At 50.8% G+C, this 23663-nt stretch carries 13 protein-coding genes, 1 tRNA gene, 1 other RNA gene and 2 pseudogenes; 12 read left to right on the top strand and 5 right to left on the bottom strand.

Features of this window, described 5'->3' with window-relative positions:
* Window position 1: 1 nt before the first annotated feature.
* The 11 genes from lpfC (at window position 2) to dppF (ending at window position 13123) form a co-directional block, all read left to right on the top strand.
* Window positions 2–2578, top strand: a complete 2577-nt coding sequence (gene lpfC / locus ESM_RS0104950) for an outer membrane usher protein LpfC (protein ID WP_000089760.1) — start codon at window positions 2–4, stop codon at window positions 2576–2578.
* A gap of 15 nt (window positions 2579–2593) precedes the next feature.
* A complete protein-coding gene (locus ESM_RS0104945) occupies window positions 2594–3649 on the top strand; it encodes a fimbrial protein (RefSeq protein ID WP_000976988.1) in 1056 nt (351 codons plus the stop codon).
* Window positions 3650–3654: 5 nt separating this feature from the next.
* Window positions 3655–4185 carry a long polar fimbrial protein LpfE gene (gene lpfE / locus ESM_RS0104940; protein WP_001253844.1) on the top strand — a complete coding sequence of 177 codons (531 nt, stop codon included), beginning with the start codon at window positions 3655–3657 and terminating at the stop codon, window positions 4183–4185.
* A 352-nt stretch (window positions 4186–4537) separates the two neighbouring features.
* Complete coding sequence (gene eptB / locus ESM_RS0104935; protein WP_001269273.1) at window positions 4538–6229, top strand: kdo(2)-lipid A phosphoethanolamine 7''-transferase; 1692 nt, start codon at window positions 4538–4540, stop codon at window positions 6227–6229.
* 91 nt (window positions 6230–6320) lie between these two features.
* Window positions 6321–6397, top strand: a tRNA-Pro gene (locus ESM_RS0104930).
* 33 nt (window positions 6398–6430) lie between these two features.
* Window positions 6431–6565: non-coding RNA, RtT sRNA (locus ESM_RS1000000126310), on the top strand.
* A gap of 708 nt (window positions 6566–7273) precedes the next feature.
* Entirely contained in the window at window positions 7274–8881 is a 1608-nt protein-coding gene (gene dppA, locus ESM_RS0104925; protein WP_001222864.1) for a dipeptide ABC transporter substrate-binding protein DppA, read from the top strand.
* Window positions 8882–9187: 306 nt separating this feature from the next.
* Window positions 9188–10207 carry a dipeptide ABC transporter permease DppB gene (gene dppB, locus ESM_RS0104920; RefSeq protein WP_000938852.1) on the top strand — a complete coding sequence of 340 codons (1020 nt, stop codon included), beginning with the start codon at window positions 9188–9190 and terminating at the stop codon, window positions 10205–10207.
* A 9-nt stretch (window positions 10208–10216) separates the two neighbouring features.
* Window positions 10217–11119 (top strand): dipeptide ABC transporter permease DppC, encoded by a 903-nt coding sequence (dppC, locus tag ESM_RS0104915; protein WP_000084684.1) that lies wholly within the window; start codon window positions 10217–10219, stop codon window positions 11117–11119.
* A gap of 10 nt (window positions 11120–11129) precedes the next feature.
* Window positions 11130–12113: a dipeptide ABC transporter ATP-binding protein gene (gene dppD, locus ESM_RS0104910; RefSeq protein WP_001196443.1), complete on the top strand. Its 984-nt coding sequence runs from the start codon at window positions 11130–11132 to the stop codon at window positions 12111–12113.
* A complete protein-coding gene (gene dppF / locus ESM_RS0104905; RefSeq protein WP_000107039.1) occupies window positions 12110–13123 on the top strand; it encodes a dipeptide ABC transporter ATP-binding subunit DppF in 1014 nt (337 codons plus the stop codon). The genes dppD and dppF overlap by 4 nt, the downstream gene beginning before the upstream one ends.
* A gap of 173 nt (window positions 13124–13296) precedes the next feature.
* Here dppF and ESM_RS0104900 read toward each other — a convergent pair whose 3' ends face one another.
* From ESM_RS0104900 to ESM_RS1000000126305, 4 genes and pseudogenes are all read right to left on the bottom strand, one after another.
* A complete protein-coding gene (locus ESM_RS0104900) occupies window positions 13297–14568 on the bottom strand; it encodes an amino acid permease (protein ID WP_001153786.1) in 1272 nt (423 codons plus the stop codon).
* Between the two features lie 432 nt (window positions 14569–15000).
* Window positions 15001–20376 (bottom strand): annotated as a pseudogene (locus ESM_RS0104890) (Ig-like domain-containing protein); the annotation flags it as partial.
* A gap of 20 nt (window positions 20377–20396) precedes the next feature.
* Entirely contained in the window at window positions 20397–20960 is a 564-nt protein-coding gene (locus ESM_RS0104885) for a type II restriction endonuclease PvuII (protein WP_000667329.1), read from the bottom strand.
* Complete coding sequence (locus ESM_RS1000000126305) at window positions 20957–21193, bottom strand: helix-turn-helix domain-containing protein (protein WP_010376679.1); 237 nt, start codon at window positions 21191–21193, stop codon at window positions 20957–20959. The genes ESM_RS0104885 and ESM_RS1000000126305 overlap by 4 nt, the downstream gene beginning before the upstream one ends.
* A gap of 55 nt (window positions 21194–21248) precedes the next feature.
* Between ESM_RS1000000126305 and ESM_RS0104880 the strand changes: the two genes are divergently transcribed.
* Window positions 21249–22223, top strand: coding sequence for a DNA-methyltransferase (locus tag ESM_RS0104880; protein WP_000141850.1), 975 nt, complete (start codon window positions 21249–21251; stop codon window positions 22221–22223).
* Window positions 22224–22298: 75 nt separating this feature from the next.
* Here ESM_RS0104880 and ESM_RS01000000124110 read toward each other — a convergent pair.
* A pseudogene (locus ESM_RS01000000124110) lies at window positions 22299–23557 on the bottom strand (tyrosine-type recombinase/integrase).
* Window positions 23558–23663: the final 106 nt, after the last annotated feature.

The raw sequence follows: 23663 nt of genomic DNA, 5'->3' as shown, positions 1-23663 counted from the left end.
AATGTCACGGCAGGCTGTCTCGCGTACATATTACTCTCTGCCCTTCTCTGTTTCTGTGCTGGCGCTTACGGTTGCCAGTACGTTTTCTGCGATGGCTGGTAAGTTTAACCCGCGTTTTTTGGAAGACACTGCTGGAGTTAGCCAGCATGTTGATCTCTCTATGTACGAGTCTGACCGTGGTGCACAATTGCCTGGTACATACCGTGTTACTGTTTTTGTGAATGAACAAAAAATGGAAACACGTACCCTTGAATTTAAGGCGGCAACTGAATCTCAACGTAAAATTATGGGTGAATCCCTTATACCTTGCTTGAGCCGGACGCAGTTAGCGGATATGGGTGTGCGTGTAGATAGTTTTCCTGCACTGAATCTTATGCCAGCAGAAGCCTGTATGGCATTTGATGAAATTATTCCTCATGCAACCAGTCATTTTGATTTTAATGAGCAAAAGCTGGTAATGAGTTTTCCGCAAGCGGCAATGCACCAGGTTGCGCGTGGTACTGTACCAGAATCCCGTTGGGATGATGGCGTTCCAGCCCTATTACTTGATTACAGCTTCAGCGGTAGCAACAATTCGTATGATGTAAAAGACTATCGCAGCTACGTTGATGAAAATGGAAATCATCGACAGGATGATAATGAGAGTAGTCAAACGAGCGAGAGCTACTATCTGAGCCTGCGAAGTGGTTTGAACCTTGGCGCGTGGCGTCTGCGTAATTACAGTAACTGGAGCTACAGTGGCGGTGAAAAGAACTGGGATAATATTGGCACTTATTTAACGCGGTCGATTGTTCCACTGAAAGCACAAATTACATTAGGCGATACAGCCACACCCTCGGATATTTTTGATAGTGTGCAGATGAGGGGGGCGTTACTGGCATCCGATGATGAAATGCTGCCAGACAGTCAACGGGGATTTGCCCCTGTAGTGCGTGGTATTGCGAAAAGTAACGCGGAAGTTAGTATTGAACAAAATGGTTATGTCATTTACCGAACATTTGTTCAGCCCGGTGCATTCGAAATAAATGATCTCTATCCTACAGCCAACAGCGGTGATTTAACGGTTATTATTAAAGAAGCCGATGGTAGCGAACAACGATTTATTCAACCATTCTCTTCTGTCGCTATTTTCCAGCGTGAAGGACATCTAAAATATAGTCTCGCTGCCGGGGAATATCGCGCAGGTAATTATAACAGTGACCGCCCACATTTTGGGCAGTTTAATACCATGTATGGTTTACCGTTTGGCATGACGGCTTATGGCGGAGCATTGATCTCTGAAGAATATAATGCTTTTGCGTTGGGGCTGGGGAAAAACTTTGGTTCTATTGGGGCTATATCAGTAGATATCACGCAGGCAAAAAGCACATTACAAGATGACTCGACCGATCAAGGACAATCTTATCGTTTCCTTTACTCAAAAAGTTTTGCCAGTGGTACTGATTTCCGTCTGTTAGGTTATAAATATTCAACAAGTGGATTTTATACTTTCCAGGAGGCAACGGATGTGCGTAGCGGTGCCGATAGTGATTACAGCCGTTACCATAAACGTAGTGAAATTCAGGGTAACCTGACACAGCAATTGGGGACCTATGGGTCGGTGTATTTCAACATGACTCAACAGGATTACTGGAACGATAATGGTAAGCGCCTTTCCCTATCGACAGGGTACAATGGTCGTATTGGTCGCGTAAATTACAGTATTGCTTACAGTTGGAATAAGAGTCCTGAATGGGATGAGAACGATCAGCTGTGGTCGTTTAATATTTCGATTCCGTTGGGTCGCGCATGGAGTAACTACCGCGTTACCACTGATCAGGATGGTCGAACCACGCAGCAATTAGGCGTAAGCGGCACACTTCTGGAAGATCACAACCTTAATTACAATATTCAGGAAGGGTATTCAAGTAATGGTGTTGGTAATAGCGGTAATGCCAGCCTGGGCTACCAGGGCGGCGCCGGGAATATCAGCCTGGGTTATAGCTATGGCAAAGATTATCAGCAGGTTAACTACAGCCTTCGTGGTGGTCTGGTGGCACACAGTGAAGGGGTCACGCTTTCTCAACCACTAGGTGAAACAATTGGCATCGTTTCAGCACCTGGTGGTAGGGGGGCTAAAGTATTAAATAGCAGCGGCGTGAGTATCGACTGGCAAGGAAATGCGATAGTGCCTTATCTGAGTATCTATCGTGAGAATGATGTATCTATACGCAGTGAAACGCTGAGTGACAGTGTGGATATCAGTAACGCATTCCAGACGGTAGTGCCAACGCGCGGTGCTGTAGTGCGGGCGCGTTTCGATACCCGTGTGGGATATCGCGTTCTGATGGCTCTAACACGGAAAAATGGCATGAATGTACCTTTTGGTGCAACGGCAACACTGGTGTCAGACAAGAGTGAGCAACCTGGTAGTATTGTCGGTGAAGAGGGACAGTTATACATCAGCGGGATGCCTGAAGAGGGGCAAGTGAAGGTTGTGTGGGGTAAAGCAGCTTCTCAGCAATGTGTTGCAAAATATACCCTACCAATTGAGCAAAAAATTTCCAGGATTATTTCTGTTACAGCAAACTGCCAGTAACCAGGGAGGGATAAGATGATGAAGCTATTAAAGCTATTATTTTCAGCAATTATGATGTTTTCAGCTTTTAATGCGATGGCTGCTGATTGGGGACCATGTACATCGACTTCAGGTGTTCATGATTACCCGGTCAATTTTGATATTGATATTATGGATGCCAGTAAAAATAAAGCGGGCACTGAATTAAAATTACTTTACTCATGGGCTGGTGTTGGGCAGCCTTTTAGTTTTATTTGTGAGTGCCCTGATACTTATAAGACGGAAAAAGATACACTAATTAAAGCCGAGAGTAATTTATCTAAGGCAACGCGAAAAATAAACAGTGAGCAATACTACCTGTTAACCGAAGAGCTGGAAGTGATGACAATGATTCAAGGGCCAAATATGTTATTTCGTGTGCCAGGGAATAATACGCAGGTTCCTAATTTAAATAACTCATCTCAAGATTGTGTGGGAAAAAATTTAGGTCAGTTTGGTAGTAGTGGTTATTTGTCTTTTTATATTGCAAAACCTGTTCAGGGTGAAGTTGAAATACCCTATACACAAATTGCAACATTATATGCATCAAAGAAGAAAAACACCTATAGGGACCCACTTTCTACCGTCAGTATTGCAGGGAAATTACGTTTCTCACAAGGTTGTAAAATTAATGCGGGAACTGTGCTGGATGTCCCCTTTGGTGAATTTTCACCCTCCGCATTTAGAAATAAACGAGGTGCTATGCCGGACGGTGGAACGGAGAAAGAAATTGATCTCCAGTTTGATTGTGAGAATATTGCTAATGGAATCCAGGTTTCTCTAAGGATTGAAGGCTCATCAAACCTGGCAGATTCTCGGGCCATCGATATGGGGAACCCAGATATTGGTGTATTGGTGAAAGATCCAAACGGTAATATCCTGAAACCTAATGATGCAAATAGCAGTACAAACTTAACTCTGGGTCAGAATGATTCCCAACAGCATCGCGCAGCGACAATTAAGTTAAAAGCGGAACCCATTAGCACGACAGGAAATGCTCCTGCGACTGGACAATACAGTGGTGTTGCGACGATTTTTCTGGATATGGAGTAATAGCAATGCGAAGGAATATATTACTCGTTTTATTACCGCTTTTAGCCCTGACAAGCTGTATCAATGTAGAAGCTAAAACCAGCTTGGGTGAAGTAGGAAAGCTGACATTTTCTCTTGCTGTTGTGGCAAAAGGATGTGAGTTTGAGTCATCTGATCTGGAAGTTGATATGGGGAAAATGACACTGACAAAGCCAATCTCGGTTGGACAGGTTTTAAAAGAACGCAATTTCGCGATCAGTTTAAAAGATTGCGATGGCACCGCGAAGGCTAAAGTCACAATGGATGGGCTTCCCGATGCGAGTGACTCTTCCCTTTTTGCCCTTGATCCTGGAGGCGCGGCGGGCGTTGCCCTCAAAATTGTTGATGGTAAGGGTACACAACAAATTCCGAAGGTGGCTGGTGGGGCAGAGATTGAGTGGCCCGTGACTGGTGCTACATCACAGCTTGATTACGCCGCGAGTTATGTGGTGGTGAATGCTAACGCAACATCCGGCATTGCAAATGCATTGGTCAACTTTTCTGTAGAGTACGAATGATCCCTTGCGCTTTCTATGTTCACTAAAGAGGCGGGCCTTCTGTAAAAATGCTCAATGCTTATTGCTATAGATGGCCAACCTGATGCAGACAACCTGAGTTTTTTTGCTCTGAAGGGTGCCATTTAAATGGTCCTTTTAAGCGTTCAATTTACAAAAAGTATCCTTTCATACTTGTATTTTTGTAAATTTGTGCTTCATGTACACTCTTTCCCCACACTTTTTCCTTTTGCTGTGGTTTACTTGTCTGCGTGTGCAGATTTTCTTTATCTGACAACCTCCGCACTTTTCCCCTGCCTGGCCTGAAAAGCTATTATGCAGGGTGTTATCACCTGTTTTTCCAGGGTTTGTTTGCATGAGATATATCAAAACGATAACGCAGCAAAAGCTAAGCTTTTTGCTCGCTGTCTATATCGGTCTGTTTATGAATTGCGCAGTCTATTTCCGTCGGTTCGATGGTTATGCGCACAATTTTACTTTTCTTAATGGTGTATCGGCGGTTATCGAACTGGCCGGTACTGTCCTGGCTACCTTCTTCTTTTTACGCTTAATTTCACTCTTCGGCAGAACAGTCTGGAAAGTGTTGGCCTCGTTGCTGGTGCTGGTCTCTGCCGGAGCCAGCTACTACATGACATTTATGAACGTCATGATTGGCTATGGGATTGTCGCTTCGGTGATGACTACCGATATCGATTTGTCGAAAGAAGTAGTTGGCTGGTCGCTTATCGCATGGATTGTACTGGTGAGTATTATCCCGTTGATACTTATCTGGATGAACCGCTCACAAGACACCTTCTGGCGTCAGCTTTGTACACCGAAAACACGTTGGCGTAGTGCGCTTACCGTGCTGCTGGCGGGTCTACTGGTATGGGGACCTATCCGTCTGATGGACGTCGCTCAAAAGCGTGCAGACCGCATGGCTGGGGTGGATATGCCAAGTTATGGTGGGGTGCTGGCGAACTCGTATTTACCTTCGAACTGGCTTTCTGCGTTGGGGCTGTACGCCTGGGCACAGGTGGATGAATCTTCAGATAATCGTTCGTTGATGAATCCGGCGAAAAAATTCACTTATACCCCGACGCAAAATCTCGACGACACCTATGTAATTTTTATTATTGGTGAAACCACGCGTTGGGATCATATGGGGATGCTGGGCTACGAGCGTGATACCACGCCGAAGCTGGCAAAAGAGAAAAATCTGGTGATGTACCGTGGTTATTCTTGTGATACCGCGACTAAATTATCACTACGCTGTATGTTTGTCCGCGAAGGCGGAACGGAAGATAACCCACAACGTACGCTCAAAGAGCAGAACGTATTCGCAGTTCTCAAGCAGTTAGGCTTTAGCTCGGATTTGTACGCCATGCAGAGCGAGATGTGGTTCTACAGCAATACCATGGCTGACAACATTGCCTATCGTGAGCAAATTGCGGCTGAGCCACGTAACCGCGGGAAAGCGGTGGACGATATGTTGCTGGTCAATGAAATCGAGCGTTCTCTGGAGAAAAAGCCAGAAGGCAAGCATCTGATTGTGCTGCATACCAAAGGGTCGCACTACAACTATACTCAGCGTTATCCCCGTCAGTTTGCCCAGTGGAAACCAGAGTGCTATGCAGTTGATCGTAAATGTCCACGAGCACCGATGATTAACTCATACGATAACTCTATAACCTACGTTGATCATTTTATCGACACAGTGATTGACAAATTCCGCGATAAGAAAGCTATTATTTTCTACGCGGCGGATCACGGTGAGTCGATTAACGAGCGCGAACACTTGCATGGTACACCACGCGAATATGCACCGCCGGAACAGTTCCGTGTACCGATGATGGTCTGGATGTCGGATAAATATCTGGAAAATCCGGCCAACGCGCAGGCGTTTGCACAGTTGAAAAAAGAAGCGGAAATGAAAGTACCGCGCCGCCATGTAGAGCTGTACGATACCATCATGGGCTGCCTTGGTTATACTTCACCGGACGGTGGCATTAACGAAAACAACAACTGGTGTCATATCCCGCAGGCGAAGGACGTTGCGGCCAACTAAATGGTCTGCCGACTTTCTCACCGATCAAAAGGCATTTTGCTATTAAGGGATTGACGAGGGCGTATCTGCGCAGTAAGATGCGCCCCGCATTCGGTGATTGGCGCAGCCTGGTAGCGCACTTCGTTCGGGACGAAGGGGTCGGAGGTTCGAATCCTCTATCACCGACCAATTTAGAAAAACCAGCCTACGGGCTGGTTTTTTGCTTTCTGCGGTTTGAAGAGGATGAGAACCTCCGGGGGCAGAAAGGTTCGACTCAAGCGAAGCGAGAGAACGTTGCGCCAGCAACGGCCCGCAGGGCAAGCCACGAAGTGGCGAGTAATCCTCTATCACCGACCAAATTCGAAAAGCCTGCTCAACGAGCAGGCTTTTTTGCATTTGTGCCCGCTCGAACTCAGGCCAGATAAGCCGCGCCAGCGTCGCATCAGGCAAATGTGTCAGCCCATTGTCGGATGCGGCGTAAACGCTTTATCCAATCTACACACCACGCATTTCACTGCCAAATTTGCGCCCCATATCTCACTATCCATTAACGGATTTGTGACATATTCCATTGTCTTTTTTTATATTTGCTTAAATCTTTTCTTGCGTTACTTATGGCTGGCGCTGGCATTTTCCGCTGTGCGCTTTAACGTTCGCGGTATTAATCGCTCAGATAACCACCATTCCATCAGATTTTTTTCATTATCTGCCTAAAACTTAATCACCAGTTGTTGCGAAATATTAAGGTGATTGTTCTGGTTATGTTGGCATAGCACAAATTTCTCTGCTGCAAATAGCCTTGCGAAGTTTTTTTAATCTTTGTTTGTGGAATCTCACCGTTGTTGTAAATCCCGGTTGGCTGTATTGACGTTTTCACATTCTGTTGACAGATTGTAGGTCATGAGGGGCATTTTATGGAGGATCCGCACTGTTACACTGATGTAAATAAGTACGGCATCCCCACCTCTTTACGTTGACCCGACCGGGCAAAAAACAAAAAAGGTCAGGCAGCGACAACCCACTGCAAAGGGTTAAAACAACAAACATCACAATTGGAGCAGAATAATGCGTATTTCCTTGAAAAAGTCAGGGATGCTGAAGCTTGGTCTCAGCCTGGTGGCTATGACCGTTGCAGCAAGTGTTCAGGCTAAAACTCTGGTTTATTGTTCAGAAGGTTCTCCGGAAGGGTTTAACCCGCAACTGTTTACCTCTGGCACCACCTATGACGCCTCTTCTGTACCGCTTTATAACCGCCTGGTTGAATTTAAAATCGGCACCACCGAAGTGATCCCCGCCCTCGCTGAAAAGTGGGAAGTCAGCGACGACGGTAAAACCTATACTTTCCATCTGCGTAAAGGTGTGAAGTGGCACGACAACAAAGAATTTAAACCGACGCGTGAACTGAACGCCGATGACGTGGTGTTCTCGTTCGATCGTCAGAAAAATGCGCAAAACCCGTACCATAAAGTTTCTGGCGGCAGCTACGAATACTTCGAAGGCATGGGCTTGCCGGAGCTGATCAGCGAAGTGAAAAAGGTGGATGACAACACCGTTCAGTTCGTGCTGACTCGCCCGGAAGCGCCGTTCCTGGCTGACCTGGCAATGGACTTCGCCTCTATTCTGTCAAAAGAATATGCTGACGCGATGATGAAAGCCGGTACGCCGGAAAAACTGGACCTCAACCCAATCGGCACCGGCCCGTTCCAGTTACAGCAGTATCAAAAAGACTCCCGTATTCGTTACAAAGCGTTTGATGGCTACTGGGGCACCAAACCGCAGATCGACACGCTGGTCTTCTCTATTACCCCTGACGCTTCTGTGCGTTACGCTAAGTTGCAGAAGAACGAATGCCAGGTGATGCCGTACCCGAACCCGGCAGATATCGCCCGCATGAAGCAGGATAAATCCATCAACCTGATGGAGATGCCGGGGCTGAACGTTGGCTACCTCTCGTATAACGTGCAGAAAAAACCACTGGATGACGTGAAAGTTCGCCAGGCATTGACCTACGCGGTGAACAAAGACGCGATCATCAAAGCGGTTTATCAGGGCGCTGGCGTGGCAGCAAAAAACCTGATCCCACCAACTATGTGGGGCTATAACGACGACGTTCAGGACTACACCTACGATCCAGAAAAGGCGAAAGCTTTGCTGAAAGAAGCGGGTCTGGAAAAAGGCTTCTCCATCGATCTGTGGGCAATGCCAGTACAACGTCCGTATAACCCGAATGCTCGTCGCATGGCAGAGATGATTCAGGCTGACTGGGCGAAAGTGGGCGTACAGGCCAAAATCGTCACTTACGAATGGGGTGAGTACCTCAAGCGTGCAAAAGATGGCGAGCACCAGACAGTAATGATGGGCTGGACTGGCGACAATGGGGACCCGGATAACTTCTTCGCCACCCTGTTTAGCTGCGCTGCTTCTGAACAAGGCTCTAACTACTCAAAATGGTGCTACAAACCGTTTGAAGATCTGATTCAACCGGCGCGTGCTACCGACGACCACAACAAACGTGTTGAACTGTATAAACAAGCGCAGGTGGTCATGCACGATCAGGCTCCGGCACTGATCATCGCTCACTCCACCGTGTTTGAACCGGTACGTAAAGAAGTTAAAGGCTATGTGGTTGATCCATTAGGCAAACATCACTTCGAAAACGTCTCTATTGAATAATTAAAAGCCATACGAGACTGATGACAAACGCAAAACTGCCTGATGCGCTCCGCTCATCAGGCCTACGAGAATTTTGCAATGCATTGAGTTTGCAAGATTTTGTAGGCCGGATAAGGCGTTAACGGCGCATCCGGCATGAACAAAGCGCACTTTGTCAACAATCTGTATACCCGGTGGCGCTGGCCTCTGCGCGCAGCGCCATCCGGTAGCAATACTTCATTTCCTGCCCGATAAGGACAGGAATTGATTGGTGAGCAATGCAGACACGCAGTTCCAGGCTGTGCGTCACTACAGAGAATTCGGGTTATGTTGCAGTTTATTCTCCGACGTTTGGGACTCGTCATCCCCACGTTTATCGGTATTACCCTTCTCACTTTTGCCTTTGTCCACATGATCCCCGGCGATCCGGTGATGATCATGGCGGGCGAACGTGGGATCTCCCCAGAACGTCATGCGCAACTGCTGGCTGAACTCGGCTTAGATAAACCGATGTGGCAGCAGTACCTCCACTACATTTGGGGCGTTATGCATGGCGATTTAGGCATTTCGATGAAAAGCCGCATCCCGGTTTGGGAAGAGTTCGTGCCGCGCTTCCAGGCCACGCTGGAACTTGGCGTCTGCGCGATGATTTTTGCGACCGCGGTCGGCATTCCGGTTGGTGTGCTGGCGGCAGTTAAACGGGGTTCCATTTTCGATCACACGGCGGTTGGTCTGGCGCTGACCGGCTATTCAATGCCGATCTTCTGGTGGGGCATGATGCTGATCATGCTGGTTTCAGTGCACTGGAACCTGACGCCGGTCTCCGGTCGCGTGAGCGACATGGTGTTCCTCGATGACGCTAATCCATTAACCGGTTTTATGTTGATCGACACCGCCATCTGGGGTGAAGACGGTAACTTTATCGACGCCGTCGCACATATGATCTTACCTGCGATGGTGCTGGGTACGATTCCGCTGGCGGTTATCGTTCGTATGACGCGCTCCTCGATGCTGGAAGTGCTGGGCGAAGACTATATCCGCACCGCTCGCGCCAAAGGCCTGACCCGCCTTAGGGTGATTATCGTCCATGCGCTGCGCAACGCCATGCTGCCGGTGGTGACCGTGATCGGCCTGCAGGTGGGCACGCTGCTGGCGGGGGCGATTCTGACCGAAACCATTTTCTCCTGGCCGGGTCTGGGGCGCTGGTTGATTGACGCGCTGCAACGCCGCGATTATCCGGTAGTGCAGGGGGGCGTATTGCTGGTGGCGACGATGATTATCCTCGTCAATCTGCTGGTCGATCTGCTGTACGGCGTGGTGAACCCGCGTATTCGTCATAAGAAGTAAGGGAACATCATGTCACAGGTTACTGAAAATAAAGTGATTACTGCACCGGTGCCGATGACCCCGTTACAGGAGTTCTGGCACTATTTTAAACGCAACAAAGGCGCAGTCGTCGGGCTTGTTTACGTGGTCATCGTGCTGTTTATCGCGATTTTTGCCAACTGGATTGCGCCGTATAACCCGGCGGAGCAGTTCCGCGATGCGCTGCTCGCCCCGCCAGCCTGGCAGGAAGGCGGCAGCATGGCGCATTTGCTCGGCACCGATGACGTCGGTCGCGATGTGATGTCGCGCCTGATGTATGGTGCCCGGCTGTCACTGCTGGTCGGTTGTCTGGTGGTGGTATTGTCGCTGATTATGGGCGTTATTCTCGGCTTGATCGCTGGTTACTTTGGCGGTCTGGTCGATAACATCATCATGCGCGTGGTCGATATCATGCTGGCGCTGCCAAGCCTGCTGCTGGCGCTGGTGCTGGTGGCTATCTTCGGCCCATCTATCGGCAACGCCGCGCTGGCATTAACCTTTGTCGCCCTGCCGCATTACGTCCGTTTGACGCGCGCTGCCGTGCTGGTGGAAGTGAACCGCGACTATGTGACGGCTTCCCGCGTGGCGGGGGCTGGGGCGCTGCGCCAGATGTTCGTCAATATTCTCCCTAACTGCCTTGCACCACTGATTGTTCAGGCGTCGCTCGGCTTCTCTAACGCCATTCTCGATATGGCTGCCCTCGGCTTCCTTGGCATGGGCGCGCAACCGCCAACGCCGGAATGGGGCACCATGCTCTCCGATGTATTGCAGTTCGCGCAAAGTGCCTGGTGGGTCGTGACCTTCCCGGGTCTGGCGATCCTGCTGACGGTGCTGGCATTTAACCTGATGGGTGACGGTCTGCGTGACGCGCTCGATCCCAAACTGAAGCAGTAAGAGGTTCGAGATGGCGTTATTAAATATAGATAAATTATCGGTGCATTTCGGTGATGAAAGCGCACCATTCCGCGCCGTAGACCGCATCAGCTACAGCGTGAAACAGGGCGAAGTGGTTGGCATTGTTGGCGAGTCTGGTTCTGGCAAATCGGTTAGTTCGCTGGCGATTATGGGGCTGATTGATTATCCCGGTCGCGTGATGGCAGAAAAGCTGGAATTTAACGGTCAGGATTTGCAGCGTATTTCGGAAAAAGAGCGCCGCAACCTGGTCGGTGCCGAAGTCGCGATGATCTTCCAGGACCCGATGACCAGTCTCAACCCGTGTTACACCGTTGGTTTCCAGATTATGGAAGCGATTAAGGTGCATCAGGGGGGTAACAAAAGCACCCGCCGTCAGCGAGCGATTGACCTGTTGAATCTGGTCGGCATCCCCGATCCGGCATCGCGTCTGGACGTGTACCCGCATCAACTTTCCGGCGGGATGAGCCAGCGTGTAATGATCGCGATGGCAATTGCCTGTCGGCCAAAACTGCTGATTGCCGATGAACCGACCACCGCGCTGGACGTGACCATTCAGGCGCAAATCATCGAACTGCTGCTGGAGTTACAGCAGAAAGAGAACATGGCGCTGGTATTGATTACGCATGACCTGGCGCTGGTGGCGGAAGCGGCGCATAAAATCATCGTGATGTATGCCGGTCAGGTGGTGGAAACGGGTGATGCCCACGCTATCTTCCGTGCACCACGTCATCCATATACCCAGGCATTGTTGCGTGCGTTGCCGGAATTTGCCCAGGACAAAGAACGTCTGGCGTCGTTACCTGGTGTGGTTCCCGGAAAATACGACCGCCCGAACGGCTGCCTGCTTAATCCGCGCTGCCCCTATGCCACTGACAAATGCCGCGCTGAAGAACCGGCGCTGAATATGCTCGCTGACGGGCGTCAGTCCAAATGCCATTACCCACTTGATGATGCCGGGAGGCCCACACTATGAGTACGCAAGAGGCCACCTCGCAACAGCCATTGTTGCAGGCTATCGACCTGAAAAAGCATTATCCGGTGAAGAAAGGTATGTTCGCGCCGGAACGTCTGGTGAAGGCGCTGGACGGCGTTTCGTTTACCCTTGAACGCGGCAAAACGCTGGCGGTGGTGGGAGAATCTGGCTGCGGTAAATCGACCCTCGGTCGGTTGCTGACGATGATCGAAACGCCGACCGGCGGCGAACTGTATTACCAGGGGCAGGATCTGCTCAAGCACGATCCGCAGGCGCAGAAACTGCGTCGGCAGAAAATCCAGATCGTCTTCCAGAACCCCTACGGTTCGCTGAATCCGCGTAAAAAAGTCGGGCAAATTCTCGAAGAGCCGCTGCTGATTAACACCAACTTAAGCAAAGAACAGCGTCGGGAAAAAGCCCTGTCGATGATGGCGAAAGTCGGCCTGAAAACCGAGCATTACGACCGCTATCCGCATATGTTCTCCGGCGGACAGCGTCAGCGCATCGCCATCGCCCGTGGGTTGATGCTTGACCCGGACGTGGTGATTGCCGACGAACCGGTTTCCGCGCTGGACGTCTCGGTGCGTGCGCAGGTGCTCAACCTGATGATGGACCTACAGCAAGAGCTGGGGCTTTCTTATGTCTTTATCTCGCACGACCTGTCGGTGGTGGAGCACATTGCCGATGAAGTGATGGTGATGTACCTGGGGCGCTGCGTGGAGAAGGGAACGAAGGAGCAAATCTTCAATAACCCGCGTCATCCGTACACTCAGGCGCTGCTCTCTGCGACGCCGCGCCTGAACCCGGACGATCGTCGCGAACGCATCAAGCTCACCGGTGAACTGCCAAGCCCACTGAATCCACCGCCGGGTTGCGCCTTCAACGCTCGCTGTCGTAGACGTTTCGGCCTCTGCACACAGTTGCAGCCGCAGCTAAAAGACTATGGCGGTCAACTGGTGGCCTGCTTTGCTGTTGATCAGGATGAAAATCCGCAGAAGCCAGTTGTATAACCCACCCGATGAGACCGGTTTTCATGCCGGTCTCATATCAAAAATAATCTTTTAGTGTTTTACATATCGAATACATGTCTTTTTTGACCCTTTTTGTGACTCAGGAGCATATCCAGGCTGTACTGCAATGCTATCGACATCGTCTGGGGCTGCTGTGAGCAGCCCCGTTGCTTTTACTCAATCAACTTCAACAGTGGCGACAAGCACAGCAAAATACCGTACAGCAGAATCAGCCAGGTTTTAAACCCGCGAAGTTTTTCCAGTTGTGCGACTTTATAGATCAGGAAAAACGGAATGAGGCACGACACAATGCCATATAACGGACTTCCTAACTGAAAGAACACCAGCACCGATACCCGAAATGAAACCCAAATGGTCAACGTAATGACGATAAAAGCGCAAATTGCCAGTGTCAGCATGCGTGAGTTAATTTTCTGGGTATCAATAATTCGGCTTAACAGATTGATAATAATGCCTTTAATGGCCTCGTGGAATCCAAGGTAAATGCCAAAGAAAGCGGTAAGTACAGCAAAGATATTCAACACCGTAGAGGTGATATGGATGATATGCCCGGGGATCACCTGAGCGGCCAACGCCAGTGCTGAGATATTTTGCTCAAACGCGGAAACCGCCTCTTCATGGCTAATCGAAAAGGTAAACGAAAAGGCAAAAAACAGAATTACTGCGATGAGCGTGATATAGCTAATCCGGTGAGTACGCAGTGCGAGTCGTGTTGCCAGTATTTTATTTGCTTCCCGTTTACGGTAGGCAATATTCATCGGGTTAAGCACCTGAATAAATACCGCAGAAAAGAAGCAAAAAGGAATCGTGAGCAGGACATCGCGGAAGAAGACAGAAGCCTCCGGAAAAGCGGTTATATTGGCGAAATTCCAGTGGGGGATCATTGCAAAACCGAACACCACAATAATGCCCACTTTGACCACTACCATTGGCCCGGAAATCTTAAACAACAACCGTTCTCCACCGGAAGCGATAGCGACCAGTATGGCGAAAATAGCCACTTTATAGACTAAAGATTGTGAAAGATCGGTATCAGTCAACCCGAAGGTTTTCAGATATGAAGCACTGTCGAAAACCACAGATAAGGAATAGATAAAAATTCCGTGGATAATCATCAAAAAGTAAATGACGCCGAGGAATATTCCCCAGTTCTTCCCCAGGTAATGACTGATAATATCGGTGTAGTCATTACAGGAGTCACTTTCAGAAAGTGTTTTTAAATAAATATCCTGTACTACCCAGGTTGCCGGATAAGCAATAATGGCTGCGGTGATAAATACCCAAATTCCCTTCAGCCCAATTTGTACTGGCATCAGCACCGTTCCGGCACCAATTGCCATTCCTATGCATAATAAAACCCAGCCGAAGTCGTATCGCGTAAATGGCAATTTCTGATCGCGTAGTTGTAATGTGTTGTCCTGCATAAAGTCCTGTCCAGAAAGAAGTCAGCCCCGCAAAGATGGTTATCCCCCGTTTCTCTTGCGCAACAGGCGGAGAAGTCGAATACGCAGTGTGCTAAGAATGAGGCAACAGATTCACCGGGGAGAATCGCGAGGAGGCGCAATTCTACAAAATTGCGCATTTCACTACCAGCCTGGTGTCAGATCGCGGGTAATGCGGACAGTGAAAATTCTGCAAACATGAAAATAAGCTGGAATGCATCGCGCAAAGTGAAAAACAGGCAGATACCAGGGGCAGAAAGCGTCAGTAGAATCAGCGGCAAGCCGGAGGGTTCCGGTGAGGCGCAATGTTGCGGGGCTTTATCCCTGGTGGCATTGGTTGCTGGAAAGAGAAAACCCCCGCACGTTGCAGATATATACCTGACAACATCACGGGGGCCATTCTTGAACCTACTTACCGGAGGCGTCCAGCGTGGTGGTGTAGGTTTTGCCGTTGAGCACAACGCTCACCACATCGCCCGCTTCTCCGCCACTGCTGGTGCCGGAGATCACCAGCGCCTGCGCGTGTTCAGCATCGTTGATGATGTCATCGCCCGCCACGGTGTTAATGGTGAGAACCGGCGCGGTGGTGTCTACCGCCAGATTATGGCTGGCGTTACCGGGGTTGCCCGCTTTGTCGTCGACCGTGGCGCTGACGGTGTAATTGCTTGCGGTCAGCGCGCCTAAGGCTGAAGTAGGGACGCTGACGCTCCAGCTACCGTCCGCCTGTACATTCCCGGTGTAGGTTGCGCCGTTGAGGGTGACGGTGACCGTCTGCCCGGTTTCGGCGGTGCTGGTGCCGCTGAGGGTGAGCGGGCTTCCCGCCTCCGCGGCGTTAAGGATATCGTCGCTGGCGATGGTGTTAATGGTGAGCGTCGGCGCGCTGGCATCAACACTGTACGCATGGGTTGCCGAGGCGTTATTGCCGCTCGCGCTGCTCACGCTGGCCTGCACGTTCGCCGCGCCGTCTGGCAGAGTTGCCAGATCCGCCGCCGGAACAGTTACGCTCCAGCTCCCGTTAGCGGCGACGCTTGCGGTGTAAGTTTTGCCGCCAAAGGTGACGGTAACGGTTTGCCCGCTTGCAATCCCGCTGGTGCTGCCGGAAAGGGTCAGGTCGGTGCCTTTTTCGGCGGCGTTAATCACATCATCGCTGGCAACGGTGTTGATGCTGATAGCTACCGCCGTTAAATCGACGGTGAACGGATGGCTGACGTTGACCGGATTTCCGGCGCTACTCTGGCCGACGACTTCAACGGTTAACGGCCCCGCAGGCCAGGTGCTGACGTTCGCCGCCGGAATGCCTACGCTCCAGCTACCGTCCGCCTGTACCGTGGCGGCATAGGCCACGCCGTTGATGGTGACCGTCAGCGCTGCGCCGGTATTCAGGCCGCTACTGCCGCCGGTGATCACCAGCGCCTGCCCGTGTTCGATGCTGTTGACGATATCATCGCCCGCCACGGTATCGACGCGCAGCCCCGGCAGATTGGCATCAATGGTGATATCCCGCGTGCCGCTGCCGGTGTTGCCACTGGCGTTGGTGACCGAGGCGTTAATGGTTAAATCGCCATTGCCCAGCGCCTGGAGATCGGCTGCCGGAACGCTGACGCTCCAGCTTAAATCGGCCTGAACTTGTGCAGTATAAGTATTGCCACCCAGCGTGACAGTAACCGTATCGCCTGCGGCGGCGCGGGTCACCGCCCCACTGATGGTTTGATCGGCGCCCGCTTCAGCGGCGTTGATAATATCGTCGCCCGCCACGGTGTTGATGGTGACGCCCGGCAGGCCGCTGTCGACCAGTAAATTTGCCTGGCTGCTGACCGTGTTGCCCACTGCACTGGTGGCGCTGGCGCTGACGGTATAGTTGGCCTGACCTAAAGCTGCCAGATCGCTCGCCGGTACGGTTAACGTCCAGTTGCCTGCTGCGTCGGTGGTGGCACTGTAGTTATGACCGTTAAGCGTGACGGTCACCTGTGCGCCGGTCGCCAGCCCGGAGCTGCTGCCGCTGATGGTCAACGGCTGGCCTTTTTCATCGGCGTTCAAAACGTTATCGCCGCTGATGGCGTTAAAGGTAATTGATGGCAGACCGGTATTGACCGTCACCTGATGGGTGGCGCTGCCGCTGTTTCCGGCGGCATCGGTGACACTGGCGTTAATGGTGACCGTACCGTTCACCAGTGCCGAGACGACGCTTGCCGGTACGCCGACACTCCAGTTACCGCTGGCATCCAGCACGGTGGTAAAGGTATTTGTGCCGATAGTCACCGTGACGGTGCTACCGGTTGCCGCGCCAGTGGCGGAGCCGCTGATAATCTGCGCCTGGGCGTGTTCTGTGGCATTAATCACGTCATCGCCCGCCACCGTGTTGATGGTGACGAGCGGAACGGAAGTATCAACGGTCAGATTGTGGTTAACGGAGGCCGGGTTTCCGGCTTTGTCGCTCACCGCCGCGCTGACGGTGTAGTTACTGGCGGTCAGGGCGCTTAACGCTGCTGGCGGCACGCTGACGCTCCAGCTACCGTCCGTTTGTACCGTGCCGGTATAATTTGCGCCATTGAGCGTGACGGTCACCGTTTGCCCCACTTCCGCCGTACTGCTGCCGGTGATGGTCAGCGCCGTACCGGCTTCGGCGGCATTAAGAATATCGTCGCCCGCAATAGTGTTGATGGTCACCGTTGGCGCGCTGGCATCGACGCTGTAAGCGTGGGTAGTGGTGGCGCTGTTGCCGTTAACGTTGCTGACGCTGGCCTGCGCGCTGGCATCGCCATCACGCAGGGCGGCCATATCCGCCGCCGGAACCGTGGTACTCCACGAACCATTCGCAGCCACCGTGGCGCTGTAGGTTTTGCCGCCAAAGGTGACGGTGACCGTTTGCCCGGCTTCCACGCCGGACGTGCTGCCGGAGAGCGTTAACGCCGCGCCTTTTTCGGCGGCGTTAATCACATCATCGGCGGTAATGGCGTTGATGCTGACGGCAATCGCCGTGAGATCGACGGTGACCGGATGCGTGACGCTGACCGGATTTCCGGCAGTGGTGCTACCGCTCGCCGTAATCGTGACCGTCCCCGCAGGCCAGGCGCTGACATCCGCCGCCGGAACACCGACGCTCCATGAACCATCGGCTAAAACCGTTGCGCTATAGGTCTGGTTATTAATCGAAACCGTGAGTACCGCACCCGCAGCCAGACCGGAACTGCTGCCGGTAATCACCAGCGCCTGCCCGTGCTCGATGATATTAACCACATCATCGCCCGCGACAGTATCGACCCGCAGACCGGGGAGATTCGCATCTATGGTGATTTCACGCGTGCCGTTACCGGTATTGCCTACGCTGTTCGTCACCGTGGCTGAAATGGTCAGCTCGCCGTTGCCCAATGCCTGTAAAGCGGCTGCCGGAATATTAATACTCCAGCTTAAATTCGCCTGCACCGTGGCGGTGTAAGTCGCTCCGCCGAGCGTGACGGTCACGGTGTCGCCCGCCGCCGCGCCCGTCACCTGACCGCTGATGGTTTGATCTGCCCCGGCTTCGGCGGCGTTAATAATATCGTCCGTTGCCACAACGTTAATGGTGACGCCTGGCAGCGCGGTATTGACCTGTACGTTATGGCTGGCGGAACCGCTGTTGCCATCAACATCGGTTGCGGTGGCGGTCACCGTATAAGTCGCTTCACCAAGCGAACCCACCGCAGACGCCGGAACGGTCACGCTCCAGTTCCCGGAAGAATCGGCTGTGGTGGTGTAATTTTGCCCATTGAACGTGACGGTTACCTGCGTGCCCGCAGGCTGGTTGCTGGTGCCGGAAATCGCCAGATCCGCGCCTTTCTCCGTGGCGTTGATAATGTCGTCGACGGCAATCGTGTTAATGCCGAGCACCGGCGTGCCAAGCGCCACGTTGACGATGTGCGAAGCCGTGCCGCTGTTGCCTGCGGAGTCGGTGACCGTGGCGGTAATGGTTACATCGCCCTGCGCCAGTGCGGAAATCACGCTGGCAGGCACGCCGATGCTCCAGTTGCCGTTGGCGTCCAGCACGGTGGTATAGGTGGTCGTGCCAATGGTAACGGAAACCGTGTTACCGGTGGTCGCGCCCGTTGCCGAGCCGCTGATAACCTGTGCCTGGGCGTGTTCTGTGGCATTAATCACGTCATCGCCCGCCACCGTGTTGATGGTGACAACCGGAGCGGCAAGATCCACCGTCAGGTTATGCGTTGCCGAGGCCGGGTTGCCTGCTTTGTCGCTGACCGATGCACTGACCGTATACGAATTGGCGGTGAGGTTAACTAAATCGCCAGTCGGTACGCTGACGCTCCAGCTACCGTCTGCCTGTACATTGCCGCTGTAATCGACGCCGTTTAGCGTCACGGTCACCGTCTGCCCGGCTTCTGCCGTACTGGTGCCGCTGATAGTCAGCGCCGATCCCGCTTCAGCGGCGTTAAGAATATCGTCCGTGGCGATGGTGTTGATGGTGACAGAGGGCGCGGTGGCATCAACGCTGTAAGCATGTGTTGTCTGGGCGATGTTACCAGCTACGTTGCTGACGCTGGCTTGTACGTTTGCTGCGCCATCTGGCAAGGTTGCGAGATCCGCCGCCGGAACTGTCAAGCCCCAGCTACCGCCCGTTGCCACGGTGGTGGTGTAGCTTTTGCCGCCGAAAATAACGGTAATGGTCTGCCCCGCTTCCACGCCGGAGGTGGTGCCGGAGAGCTGCAAATCACTGCCTTTTTCGGCGGCGTTAATCACATCGTCGCCGGAAAGTATATTGATGGTGATAGCGACGGCGGCGAGATCGACGGTGACCGGATGGCTAATGCTGGTTGTCGTTCCGGCGGTGTTGGTGCCTGTAACCGTAATATCGACCGTCCCCGCAGGCCAGTTAGCGACATCCCCAACCGGAACGCCCACGCTCCAGGTGCCGTCGGCTAATACCGTTGCGCCGTAGGTGACGCCGTTGATTTCCACTGTCAGTGGCGTTCCCGCCGCCAGTCCGGTGCTGCTGCCGGTGACCACCAGTGCCTGACCGTGTTCGATAATATTAACCACATCATCGCCTGCCACGGTATCGACGCGCAGACCAGGCAGGTTAGCGTCTATCACAATGTCGTGCGTTGCGGTGCCGGTATTGCCTGTGGTGTTGGTCACCGAGGCGCTGATGGTCAGTTCACCGTTGCCCAGCGCCTGCAAATCTGCCGCCGGTACGCTGACGCTCCAGCTTAAATCTGGCTGCACGGTGGCAGTGTATTGGTTGCCACCAAGCGTGACCGTCACCGTATTCCCCGCTTCTGCCGTTCCCGTTACCTGCCCGCTGATGGTCTGGTTAACGGCGATTTCAGCGGCGTTGATAATGTCATCGCCTGCTACGGTATTAATGATCACCCCAAGCAGCAGCGATTCGACATTCACCGTATGCGTTGTGCTGCCGCTGTTGCCCGCGCTGTCGGTGGCGGTGGCGCTAATCGAATAAACCGCCTCGCCCAGCGCACCGACCGCCGAAGCTGGCACGGTAACGCTCCAGTTACCGGAACCATCGGTGGTGGCGCTGTACGCCAGGCCGTTCAACATCACAGTGACCGTGGTGCCGGTAGCCAGACCGCTGGAGCCGCCGCTGATGGTCAGATCCTGGGTTTTCTCCGTATTGTTAATGATGTCATCGCCGGAGACGGTGTTGATGGTCAGCGTCGGGCCACTGAGATCAACGGTCACATCGTGAGTCGTGCTGTCGCTGTTGCCCGCGCGATCGCTCAGGCTGGCGGTGATAGTCTGGCTGCCGGTGGCCAGCGCCGTGACATCTGCCGCCGGAATGGCAAATTAATACTAGCTTATTAAGCATCCGCTTCAAATCCGCCAAGATCGATTTGCTCTTCGATTTCAGGAGTCCAAAGTAATTCTTCTGGCGTAGCGTTTGACCAAAGCAATTTACCATTCTCGATAACATACTTAACCGGTATTTTAGGATTGTTTATGTCTCTACCATCTCTTTCATGCCATTGTCTCTCCCATTTATCATAGAAGACTTCCAAATCACCGGGCATGAGTAAATAAACTGAACGGATAGTGATATTACTATAAATTGCGAACACCCATGGAACCTGCCTATATTTCGCAATTATTGTTGGATTCATATGATGGTGAGTTGAAAAACTTTTAGTTAACTCAACATTAACTGATTTTAATTCAAACTCAGTACCAGTAACATCTACTGCATCATTACCTTCTCGCCCAGGAAGAACTTTAAGACTGAGAAGTAAAAGAACTTGCAGGAGTTTCCCTCCGTTATCTTGGAATATATCATTGATTCCGTGCTTATTAGCTAACCGTTGATATTCTTCAACCTGAGGCCAAAGCGCAATTAAATTTGACCAATCTTGATGCAACTCAAATTTCATACCTGATTATTCTCCAACAGGGAACTGGGAGAGACGCCAAGGGCTGAAGCAATTCGGTCGATATTATCAATGGAAATATTTCTTTCACATCGCTCTACTGATCCGATGTAAGTTCTATGCAAGCCTGCTAAGTCAGCCAAGGCTTCTTGAGACAACCCTTGTCTCTCCCTTAACTTTCTGATGTTATGGGCAAAAATCACTCTTGCTCTTGAGGGGTTTATCTTTCGTTCCATTCGCGAGACAATGCAGCCTTGATGACAATAGATCTACAGACTATGAGTAGCAGTTATGACATTTGACAATAAAAAACCTGCGTACAAAACAGATTTGGGTGCAATGTACATTGCTGACTCGCTTGAAATGCTTAAATCGATGCCAGACAACAGCTTAAATTTAGTGATGACAAGCCCACCTTTCGCATTACAGCGTAAGAAAGAATATGGTAATCACGATCAAGAACAGTACATCGATTGGTTTTTAAAATTCGGCGAGCTGATTTTTAAAAAGCTAAAAGATGATGGTAGCTTTGTCGTCGATTTTGGTGGTGCTTACATGAAAGGAGTGCCTGTTAGAAGTGTCTACAACTTCCGGGTTTTGATCAGGATGATTGATGAGGTTGGGTTCCATCTGGCTGAGGACTTCTATTGGTTTAACCCTTCAAAACTACCAAGTCCTATTGAGTGGGTTAACAAAAGAAAGCTGCGTGTTAAAGATTCTGTTAACACAATTTGGTGGTTTAGCAAAACCGAATGGCCAAAGTCAGATATAACTAAAGTTCTTGTTCCCTATAGTGATAGGATGAAAAAACTTATTGAAGACCCTAATAAATATTATTCCCCCAAAATGCGTCCATCAGGACATGATATAAGCAGCAGCTTTGGCAAAGATAATGGCGGTGCTATACCTCCAAATTTATTGCAAATTCCCAACTCCGAATCTAACGGTGGATATTTATCGAGTTGTAAAAAAATTGGCGTTAAGGGGCATCCAGCACGATTCCCATCTAAATTGCCGGAGTTTTTCATTACAATGTTAACAGAACCGGGTGATCTTGTTGTAGATATTTTTGGCGGTTCAAATACAACTGGAAGTGTTGCTGAACGATTAAAACGCAAATGGCTTTCATTTGAAATATTACCTGAATATGTAGCCGCATCTGTATTTAGATTTACAGATAAAAATACAAGTCAAGATATACTTCAAGAGATGTATGACACTATATTAAATGGAAATACACTCGATTTATGCGCCAAAGAGAAATAAGGTCAAATCGTAGTTAGCTAATTCGTAAAGAAAGCCAGTCATAGAGTCAGATTGGCTTTCTATCAGCATAAATAATTAAGCATGAAGTTTTGCGTAGTCAAATGGACTAATAGGTTTAATCTTGTTTGCATCAAGATAATCAGCCCACCATTGAACCATTAATCGCCTTTCATCCAAATGTTCAGGGGTATGAATATAAGCTGCCCTAACACTATTACGCTCAGAATGACTCAACTGACGTTCTATCGCGTCATCACTCCATAGCCCCGACTCCCCCAACGCACCACGTGCCATATTCCTAAAACCATGACCACAGACTTCCGTTTTTGTGTCATATCCCATCGCACGCAATGCATTGTTTACCGTATTTTCACTCATAACCTTAGCTGCGTCATGATCTCCCGGGAAAAGAAGCTCTTTATCACCACTAATCTGCTCAAGCTGTACTAACAACATCATCGCCTGCTGGCTAAGTGGAACTATATGCTCCTCTTTCATTTTCATGCCGCGATACGAGTAACGCACACCTTTAATTTCTTCACGTTTTGCCGGAATACGCCAAATAGCGTTATCAAAATCAAATTCTTTCCAACGAGCAAAACGCAATTCGCTTGAACGAACAAAAGTTAGTAAAGAAAGCTCAACCGCAATTTTCGTCATCATACGACCACGATATGCAGCAAGACGCGCCAAGAACTCAGGGAAACGATGTGAGGGTAGCGCCGGATAGTGCCGCATTTTAGATGTCGATAACGCTCCAGCCATATCACTTGCAGGATTCGAGTCTATATAATCGTTCTGTACGGCATAGCGCATAATAGTAGTGACACGTTGCTGAAGACGCTGCGCTACATCATGCTTACCACTGGCATCAACTTTTTTATCGGAGCTAGAAGATGACTAGTTTTAAGCTGTCGGATATCAGACGAGCCAATATAAGGGAAGATATAAAGCTCTAGATAGCGAAGAACGCGCCCCCGATGATCCTCGCTCCAACGTTTGTTGCTGGCATGCCATTCACGGGTAATAGTTTCAAAATTATAAGTACCAGCATTCTCTGCTTGGGCCTCTTTTCGTACTGCTTTTGGATCTATGCCGTGTGCCAGCAACTTTTTCGCTTCATCCCTTCTCGTTCTAGCTTCAGCAAGCGTCACGGTCGGCCAAACACCAAAAGCAAGACGATCCTCTTTTTTGTCGGAGGGGCGTCTGTATTTCATACGCCAATATTTAGAGCCTTTGATAGAAACCTCAAGATACAAACCGCCACCATCAGCCATTTTGTAGGTTTTGTCTTTTAGCTTTGCGGTCTCGACTTGTCTGGCGTTGAGCTTCATTTTGGGGGCACATTTCTAATCGAAGTTAAGATGCCCCCAATGACATCCGGATTTCAACGGACAACCTCGGAAGACGCAGGACGTAAAGATCGCTGCAAGCATTGAT

It is taken from the genome of Escherichia sp. TW09308 (assembly GCF_000208565.1).
Lineage (GTDB): Bacteria > Pseudomonadota > Gammaproteobacteria > Enterobacterales > Enterobacteriaceae > Escherichia > Escherichia marmotae.
The sequence above is the reverse complement of the archived record's forward strand: the minus strand, read 5'-3'. Positions and strand labels throughout refer to the sequence as shown.